The sequence below is a fragment of the uncultured Allobaculum sp. genome, assembly GCF_948576815.1.
Classification (GTDB): Bacteria; Bacillota_I; Bacilli_A; order Erysipelotrichales; family Erysipelotrichaceae; genus Allobaculum; species Allobaculum fili.
Genome location: NZ_CAPAEZ010000011.1, coordinates 37,461 through 45,377 on the forward strand (window position 1 = coordinate 37,461; position 7,917 = coordinate 45,377).

5 protein-coding genes and 1 pseudogene are annotated in these 7,917 nt (G+C 52.2%); all 6 read left to right on the forward strand.

Annotated elements, in window-relative coordinates; genetic code table 11:
- The first annotated feature begins 31 nt into the window (after positions 1 to 31).
- The 6 genes and pseudogenes from Q2J39_RS02705 (at position 32) to Q2J39_RS02730 (ending at position 7,338) form a co-directional block, all read left to right on the forward strand.
- Positions 32 to 795, forward strand: a pseudogene (locus tag Q2J39_RS02705) (ABC transporter ATP-binding protein).
- Positions 792 to 2,795: an FtsX-like permease family protein gene (locus Q2J39_RS02710; protein ID WP_288339067.1), complete on the forward strand. Its 2,004-nt coding sequence runs from the start codon at positions 792 to 794 to the stop codon at positions 2,793 to 2,795. The pseudogene Q2J39_RS02705 and the gene Q2J39_RS02710 overlap by 4 nt, the downstream one beginning before the upstream one ends.
- Positions 2,796 to 3,319: 524 nt before the next feature.
- Entirely contained in the window at positions 3,320 to 4,153 is an 834-nt protein-coding gene (locus tag Q2J39_RS02715) for a GDSL-type esterase/lipase family protein (RefSeq protein WP_230267287.1), read from the forward strand.
- A gap of 121 nt (positions 4,154 to 4,274) precedes the next feature.
- On the forward strand, positions 4,275 to 4,781 hold the full coding sequence (locus tag Q2J39_RS02720) for a DUF4358 domain-containing protein (protein WP_230267286.1): 507 nt from the start codon (positions 4,275 to 4,277) through the stop codon (positions 4,779 to 4,781).
- Between the two features lie 7 nt (positions 4,782 to 4,788).
- A complete protein-coding gene (locus Q2J39_RS02725; protein ID WP_288339066.1) occupies positions 4,789 to 6,171 on the forward strand; it encodes an MBOAT family protein in 1,383 nt (460 codons plus the stop codon).
- 15 nt (positions 6,172 to 6,186) lie between these two features.
- Positions 6,187 to 7,338 carry a DHHW family protein gene (locus tag Q2J39_RS02730; RefSeq protein ID WP_230267284.1) on the forward strand — a complete coding sequence of 384 codons (1,152 nt, stop codon included), beginning with the start codon at positions 6,187 to 6,189 and terminating at the stop codon, positions 7,336 to 7,338.
- The last annotated feature ends 579 nt before the right edge of the window (positions 7,339 to 7,917 follow it).

Here is a 7,917-nt window from a genome sequence, read left to right on the forward strand (position 1 = left end):
GCCCGGTGTCCAGAAGAGAAAGGAGAAAGACATGGCTTTACTGGATGTACGCAATGTTCAGAAAATTTATCGTTCGTCTTTTTCCTCTTTGAGTACGCTGGCGCTGCAGGATGTCAGCTTTTCCATTGAGCGCGGCGAATTTACCGCCATCATGGGCGAAAGCGGATCTGGAAAATCTACGCTGCTCCATATTCTCGCCGGGCTCGACGCTCCGACGAGCGGAAGCGTTTTGATCGATGGCGAAGATCTCTATTCCCTTTCCGCAAAAAGCGCAGCGCGTTTCGCCGCAATCATCTCGGCTTTGTCTTTCAGGACTACGCGCTGCTCGATACCTTTACCCTTCGCGACAACATTTTGCTTCCGCTTGTTTTAAACCGCACAGCTCCGGCGCAAATGGAAGAAAAAATGCGCTCCATCGCCAATGAACTTGGCATTCAGTCCATCCTCAATAAATACCCCTTTGAAATTTCCGGGGGACAGAAACAGCGGGCCGCAGCGGCCAGAGCCCTCATCTGTAATCCCGATCTGCTTTTAGCGGATGAGCCGACCGGCGCGCTCGACTCTTCGAGCTCGCATCAGCTGCTTGAGCTGTTTGAGCGGCTTCATGCGCGCGGCCAGACGATCGTCATGGTGACGCATTCCGCCATGGCCGCCAGTTTTGCGAACCGGGTGCTGTTCATTCGCGACGGCCGCATTTTCCATCAGATTTACCGCGGGGGGCAAAGCCAGAGCGAGTTTGCCCAGAAAATTACGGACGCACTGCTTTTAATGAACCGTCAGGAGCACGGTTTATGAAAAAACGTCTCTATCTCCATCTCGCCCTGCACTTCATTCAGAAAAACTACAGGCTTTCCGTCCCGTTTGCGGGCGGCGGCATTCTTATGGGCGCCATGGTGTATTCCGTCCTGTCGATGATCGAAAACCCGATGTTTTCAGCCTCACCGATTTACGGCATTTCCTGGTATCGGGAAATGCTCCTCCTCGAACTGCCGCTTCTGATCTTTTTTACTCTGATTCTTTTCTTCTATCTCAATTCCGCCTGGATTTCGGCCAACCAGAAACAGAACGGCCTGATGATGGTGCTTGGCATGGAGAAGCGCCACCTCTACCGCATTCTGTTTTATCAGCTGGGTCTGTTTGCTCTGGTGACCGTACCGGCTTCTCTGCTCGTTGGCGTCAGCTTTGATCAGATTCTGTATTTGTTCATCTGCCGCATGATTGAAGTGCTGCCTCTGACGTCTTTGCACATTTCCCCGCTCGGCCTGCGCGGTCTGTGCTGCTGGACCGCCTTCTGTTACGGGGCGCTTTTTCTGTGGTCGTTTCTGCAGCTGTGGAGCAGCGATCCGCTGGCATCCATGCAGGCCTCTCACGTCTCGCAAAGCGGCCGCCGGACCCACTGGATCGCCGCTCTGGCGGGGCTCGCCTGTCTGGTGAGCGGCTATCTCATTGCGCTTTTGACCGAGTCTCCAAGTGCGGCGCTTTTCCTGTTTTTTGCGGCGGTCTTTCTCGTCATTATCGGCACCTGGCTCACCTTTCTGTATGGCGCTCAGGCGTTTCTGAGCCTGCTTCAGAAGTGGAAACGGTTTTATTACACGCCGGACCATTTTGTCTCGCTGTCCATACAGAAATTTCGTCTGCGCAAAAACGCATGGGCGCTGGCCAATATCGCTATTTTGTCGACCATGCTCATTGTGACCATGTCCTCCACACTGTCGCTGGTGACGGGCATGGAAATGAATGTGCAGGCCGTCATGCCTGCGCCTGTCGAAGTGGATATCGATCTGCTCAGTGAAGAACCGCTGGCTTTTGACAGCACGCAGCTTGAACAGGACTCCAAAGACATTCTTCAGGACCTTTCGATCGATGCGTCTTCCGTGCACGTCCTGCACACTGCATGGATGCTCTGTGCCGATGTTTCCGACCAGTATGTGGCCATACTCGACCTTGACGATCTGAATCGCATGAATGGAACGCATCTTTCCCTTAAGGACGGTCAGCTGCTGGCGCTGACCGAAACAGCCGTCCAGCCGGACCCGCTGAAGCTGTATATTCCGCTGAGCAGCGCCGCGACAGAAGCTTCCGGATCCGATTCGATGGCGGCAATGTATGAAATTGTGGAAGACGACAGCCTGATCGAAACGCTGGAAGGAACTATCCCTGCCTATCTGATGTCCCGCTATCTTTACGCCGGACATATTCCGGAAACGATGGATTCGCAAAATCAGCGCTGGCAGGTTCTGATCGATTTTCCCGGCGCGGACGCTCCCGTCCTCCAGCAGCACCTGGAAGAAGAATTTGCGAAACGGCTGGATCCAGCGGTTTACTCGGATGCCTTCCGTGTTAACTGTCAGTTTCGGACGTCCTATCGAAGTGACGTCATGGAGCTTTTTAACGCGCTGTTTCTGCTCGGCATTTACATGTGTGCCTTCTTCATGCTTGCGGTGATTCTGATCATGTACTACAAGCAGCTTTCCGAAGGCAGTGAAGACCGAAGACGCTTTACGATCCTGCAAAACCTCGGCTTTGAGCGAAAGGAACTGCGCAGGCTGATTACCCGGCAGACGCGCATTCTGTTCTTTCTGCCTTTAAATGTGGCCTTGATCCATACGCTGTTCGCTCTGCCGATTTTGCGGCTGATTCTTACGGGCATGACAAGAATTCCGGATCGTCTGTTTTATACGATCTCCATTCTCTGCTTCGCCGTGTTCTCGCTGGTCTACTATCTGATTTATAAGCTGACCGCCCGCACGTACTACAAGCTGACCGTACAGACGAGCGCGCAGGAACCGTACTGAGAACGGTGTTCTGCGCTTTACCCGTTTTCGAAAGGGAATTGGAGAAAACCGGAGATTGACCTTCTTTTCCCGTACGGATCCCCTATAATGAGCGTACATGCTGTCCAGATCCGATAAGGAAATCAACAGTTCCGGGCAATTTCAAAGCCGATCACTCAAACGGAACCGGCCTGGAAGCGCACGAAGTTTCCACTGGTCTGGCGAATGTGTTCCTTCGTTTGATAACCGAAGGCGCTTCCCTCTTTTTTGCCGTATCGGGACGGCTAAGTCCCTGGAAATATGCGATAATGAGCAAGGAACGCGAATACGAATTTTTTGGCGACTGTTTCTTTTTTCGACAGAAGTTTCTGGCGAAAACGGAAGCGCGCCTTTTTCAAACTTATCCCGTCGCCTTCCGTTCTTTCCGTTCAGGAATCGGCAAATTTATGGCGAACAGCCATCTTTTTGTTTCCCATTTTTTTGGTTTTGTATAAATCTGGAATTTAAAAGAAACTCCAGTCGATATAGATTTTGATGAGGTGTGTATGAGACAGAATAAGAATGCGGCATCGCCTTCTGCGCGCACGAAAAAAAAGAAACCGGCTGCCGATAAAAAATCCAGCCGCTCCCGCTTTTCCAGAATTGGTCTGCCCGTCTTTCTGGCTGCCTGCATTCTGATCGGGACTGCCGTCTTCTTTTTATCGCGTCCCAACAGCGATCTGAAAGCCGGCCGCGACTATCTCGAAGCGCAGGCGACAAAAGATACTAAGGACCTCTCCTCTTCGCTTTCCGAACGGCGAAGAGAGCGGATGCTGGCAGCCGTTCAGTCCGGGAAGAGCTCGATCTTCTCCCTTTTTGGCAATTCTCTGCTTCTTGGGGATTCCCGCATGTACGGTTTTGAAGCGTACAGCTTCCTGCCCGCCGAACAGGTCGACGCCCATGCCGGCGATACGATTTTGAACATTCCCGATTTTGTGGATCAGATTGCTCAGGTTCAGCCGCAGAAAATTTACTTTTCCTATGGCGTAAACGATATGGAACTCAATGTCGGCGCGGATCGCGGCGACAACGGCTATGCCGAAATTTATGAAGAAAACATCGATAAGATTCTCGCGGTTTCTCCCAATACGCAGATCATTATCAACTCGATCATTTCCGCTTCTCCAGAACAGACAGAACAGAATCCGCGCTGGACGAAGATCGATGATTACAACCGGCAGATCAGGGAAATGTGCGAACGCCGCGGCTGGACGTATGTGGATAACGATTCCCTCAGCGAAGGCGGGCACGCGAACATTTATGAACGCGACGGCATTCACTTTCTGACCAGCTTCTACCCCGAATGGGCCCAGAACATGATCATGGCCGGCATGAATTAACCTTCTGGATCTTTCTGAAATTCCGCTTTCCTTTTCCCTTTGGACTGGATGCGGATTCTGACCTTTTTCAGTCCTTACGGACTGTTTTCCCTGTTTTTGTTTTAGCGAAAGGAGCCTGCCCATGCATTTTCAGTCTTCCTCTAAATCCAGACGCTATCTGTTTTTACAGGGCGCGGCTCTGGTTCTGCTGCTTGCGCTGTTCGGTTTTCAGCTCTTTGGCGGAAAGATTCATTCCGAAGTCCCTTTTGAAACCGTTCAGGCGAAACTCACCGAAACGCTTGATTCCGCCGTCTATCCGGAAGTATCGGCGTCAAAAATTCGCCGCTACATCAATCTCAATCCGGATGAATTCGAGAATGCGGCCATGTACCGTGTGGACGACGCCATGTCCGCCAGCGAACTGGTGCTCGTACGTTTTTCCACTCCGGAACAGGCGCAGAAATTTGAAGAGGCGGTCGAGTCCCGCATCTCCACCCAGCATGACATTTATTCGGGCTATGCCCCTGAACAGGCCGGCCTGATGGAAAACGCCCTGGTCGATGTCCAGGACAACTACGCACTTTACTATACCGGCGACCATCCGGAACAGATCCAGTCGACGTTTGAACTGGCCTTAAAGGAAGGATGATGGATTTATGGTATTTACGGATCTGACCTTTCTGTTTGGCTTTCTGCCCGTCGTCTGGCTGCTCTATCGCTATGTCAGCCGTACGCACCTGGCCAATCTCTACATTCTGATCGTTTCCCTGCTCTTCTACGCGTGGGGCGGTCTGACGTCTCTGCTTACGCTTCTGATCATTCTGCTCTGGAACTATGGAGCTGCCCATACGATCGGCGCCAGCGAAGACGAACACACGAGCAAAATCATGCTCTGGACAGCCATTGGCGTGGATTTGTTCATCGTGCTGTTCTATCGCTATATCGGCGTCTGGTTTGGCTTTTTAAGCCCAACGCTTTCGCGCCTGCCGTCTCTGATGCCGATGGGACTTTCGTTTTACATGTTCTCCTGCATGTCCTGCCTGTTTGACGTCTATTACGGAAGAGCCGAAGCACCGGCTTCCTTTGTGGAATTCGGTGTCTTCGCCGCGTTCTTTGGCCGCATTAACATGGGACCGATTGCCCATTATGCCAAAATGAAGGAACAGCTTGAAGATCATCCGACATCCAGACAGAAGACGTTCGACGGCATGACGCTGTTTTTACAGGGGCTCTTTCGTAAAGTCATCCTTGCGGATAACTTTGCTCTGATCTTTGCGGCCCTGGCCGGCAATACGAGCTGGGTCGGTTCCCTGCTGTATGGATTTGCCTACTTTTTCCAGCTTTATTTCGATTTTTCCGGCTATTCCCGCATGGCTCGCGGCATCGGTTCGCTTTTTGGCTTTACGATCGATCCCAACTTCTCCCTGCCGTACATGGCGCTTTCCGTTCAGGAATTCTGGAGACGCTGGCACATTTCACTGACCAGCTGGTTCCGGCAGTACGTCTACATTCCGATGGGCGGCAACCGCGTCAGTCATACGCGCTGGATTCTGAACGTCCTGACGGTGTGGGTACTGACCGGCCTGTATCATGGAGCAACCCTTCCGTTCCTGGTGTGGGGACTGTATCAGGGCGCTCTGATTCTGGCGGAAAACCAGTGGATCAACAAGTTCATGGAGAAGATGCCGCACTGGGTTCGTCATATTTATCTCGTGCTGACGCAGCTGATCGGCTGGACCTTCTTCTTCTCGCCGACGCTGCTTGGCGGACTTTCCGTCATCGGCCGTTACTTCTTTATCGGCGTATCGTCTTTTGCGGACGCAGACGCGCTGTTTGTGCTCTGTCAGTCCATTTTCCTGCTGATCCTTGCGATTGTGCTTTCTTCGGGTCTGAGCGTCTATCTGGGCCGTCTGGTTCATCGCCTGTTCCCGAAAGCCAGCTCGGTTCTGGTTACCGTCAGCTGGTGCCTTGTCTTTTTGATCTGCGTATCGTTCCTGGTGAGCGCTACGGCGCAGACCTTCCTCTATGCGGCGTTTTAGAAAGGAGACTTCCCAATGAAGAAAAAGAAAAGAACCAATCCCTATCTGGTTCCCTCGATGAGCGTTCTTCTGGCGGGAATGCTTGTCCTTTCCCTCATTGAGCCCGACCGCTCGTTTTCCGATGTTGAAAACCGTTCGCTGGCCCGGGGTGCAGACTGGTCGCTGAATGCGCTGCAAACCGGAAAAACCGGCGAGGAAATGAACACCTGGTTCACGGACCAGATTCCCGGCCGAAATACGTTTTTTCACGCGAACTATCTGATTCGAAAGCTGTCCGGTCAGCGTGAGCTGAATTCTGTTTTTCTCGGAAAAGGAGCGCTGCTCGCGAATCCGGAAGAGGCGAATGAAGATCTTATCCGCTCCAGCGTGGATGCGATCAATCAGTTTTCTTCCCTGCAGGGCATTCCCTGCTACGTGCTGACAGCACCATCTGCCGCCACCATTCAGCCGCAGAAACTGCCGCTCGATGCGCAGGCGCGCGATGTGAATCCATCGTTCGATCTGATCTATTCGTCGCTGAACGGACCGGCCGGCGTAGATGTCCGCTCCGGCTTAAGCGATCAGAAAAACGAATACATCTACTATCGAACTGACCATCACTGGACTTCTCTCGGTGCGGCGATTGCGTCGATTCAGCTTTTGAATTCCATGGGCATCGCGCCCAATCCCGAAGATTTCGATCGCATGCCGGTTTCCGATACGTTCGAAGGAACGCTCGCGTCCAAAACCGGATCCGTCGGTCTGGAAGACCGTATCGAAATCGCAGTATCCAAAAACAACCCGGGCTACATTGTGACCTGGGCGGACGGTACGCAGTCGTCTTCGATCTATAACAAGGATGCGCTGAAAACCAAGGATCAGTATCAGGTTTTCCTGGGCGCCAACCAGTCCCGCATACGGATCGATACCGATGCCCAGACCGATCGGACTTTGCTGCTGTTCAAGGATTCCTATGCCAACAGCATGATCCAGTATCTCCTTCCGTATTTCTCATCGATTACCATCATCGACCCCCGTTACTACTACGACGATCTGGATCTGGTTCTCGGCTCGGATCTGTACACCGACTGTGCCTTCGTTTACTCGATCGATACCTTCTCCACCATTCCATCTCTGAAAGATCTTCTCAACTCATGGAACGAGAAACACGTAACCCCTGAAGCCTGATTTTCCATAAGAAACGCCAAACCCCTGCTGACCGGACATAACCGGACCGCAGGGGTTTTCTTTGCGAACGGGAAGAAAATGAAGATGCCGAAGCCCAGCGGCTATACCTGGAAACTACCATAAAACAGGATCATGTAAAACGGCAGATACAGAACGGGACCGCCCGTTTGATGTTTAGCGAAGAGAAAACGTTTGCTTTGTGGAGCGCCCATTCCGGATTAGCTAAGGCCTTATCTGGACACAGCTTTGCAGCAGATCGAACTGTACAAGCTGTACACGTTGTATACGCTCTGCAAACGCCCCATGCAGCAATCCGGTATCCAAGAGAGACCGTTTTTATGAGCAGGAAGTGCCCATTGCGGCACAGATACGGCATGACTGGGCAAGACGAGACCCGTATTCGTCAGCTTGCCCAGACTGACTTCCAGTTGCCGTAATCGAGTATCCGACCCGCTCGAAGGTTGAAACCGACGAGACAATAAAAAGAAAATCCCCCGAAAGATATCGGATTTCTCCTTTATCTCTCGGGGGATTCTTCATGTTCGGCAACTTCCTATCTTTGCCTTGCGGCTATTGTCG

Excerpts from the sequence above, each read along its gene's own strand:
- Q2J39_RS02720 (WP_230267286.1), top strand. The coding sequence starts at position 4,275 with ATGCATTTTCAGTCTTCCTCTAAATCCAGACGCTATCTGTTTTTACAG.
- Q2J39_RS02710 (WP_288339067.1), top strand. The coding sequence starts at position 792 with ATGAAAAAACGTCTCTATCTCCATCTCGCCCTGCACTTCATTCAGAAA.
- Q2J39_RS02725 (WP_288339066.1), top strand. The coding sequence starts at position 4,789 with ATGGTATTTACGGATCTGACCTTTCTGTTTGGCTTTCTGCCCGTCGTC.
- Q2J39_RS02730 (WP_230267284.1), top strand. The coding sequence starts at position 6,187 with ATGAAGAAAAAGAAAAGAACCAATCCCTATCTGGTTCCCTCGATGAGC.
- Q2J39_RS02715 (WP_230267287.1), top strand. The coding sequence starts at position 3,320 with ATGAGACAGAATAAGAATGCGGCATCGCCTTCTGCGCGCACGAAAAAA.